Origin of the sequence: Psychrobacter sp. AOP5-GZ1-6 (assembly GCF_052376345.1) — a bacterium.
Lineage (GTDB): Bacteria > Pseudomonadota > Gammaproteobacteria > Pseudomonadales > Moraxellaceae > Psychrobacter.
Map to the genome: position 1 here is coordinate 1 of NZ_JBQSVP010000314.1, position 770 is coordinate 770.

Below are 770 nucleotides of genomic sequence, written 5' to 3' on the forward strand. Positions count from 1 at the left end.
TCTAACTATCAGCGGGTTAAAACTAAATTCTAGAAAAATTATCATTAGTTTAATCATTGACAATATTAACCTGACCAATATTTTTCGTAATAACAGCTCTCTATATTCTTATTCTTCTGATGATATAAATATTATTCCTAATAATTACTCAAGAACTCTCACTGGACAAAATAGGTTAAATAAATATGAGTTGAAAATACGAAATACCTCAGTTCTTCAAATAAGAAAGTTTGAAAAAAACTATATATACTCGATATATTCTAATATTGAATCAAAGGCAGTAATATTTCGTATATACCAACTAGTCAGTGAAGCAATAAACATTATCAGTTTTCACTTAATAAACTACACTATAGAAGAAAAATATGACGAGATATCCGATTCGATTACCTTGCAAATCAATAGTTATGGAAAGAACCGTAGCCATTCTTCAAGTGTAATACCATCTAGCCATATTGATAATAGAAATATTGATAATTTTGTATCAAATTATGTTAATTATTTTTTAGAAAACGAATCTAAACTTTCAAGTCCTTTATATACATGGTGGTATCGCTTATATAACTATAAAACAGATATTGAAAATAATGTTCTCATTTTAAGTGTTGCAATTGAGGCATTGAGTCTAAAATATGTAAAAGAATTTCAGAATATCGATCAAATTTATGACTTTCATGATATAAAAAAAATAGGAAAACTTATAAAAGATTCAGATGCTTCTAAAGAGCTAAAAACCAAAGTTCAAAAATATATTGGCAATCTAAACTCTT

General features: G+C 26.1%; 1 protein-coding gene. It reads left to right on the forward strand.

The window, feature by feature from the left end:
* The coding region (locus ACT3RN_RS15975; RefSeq protein ID WP_444518853.1) for a hypothetical protein at window positions 1-770 on the forward strand (770 nt) is incomplete at both ends.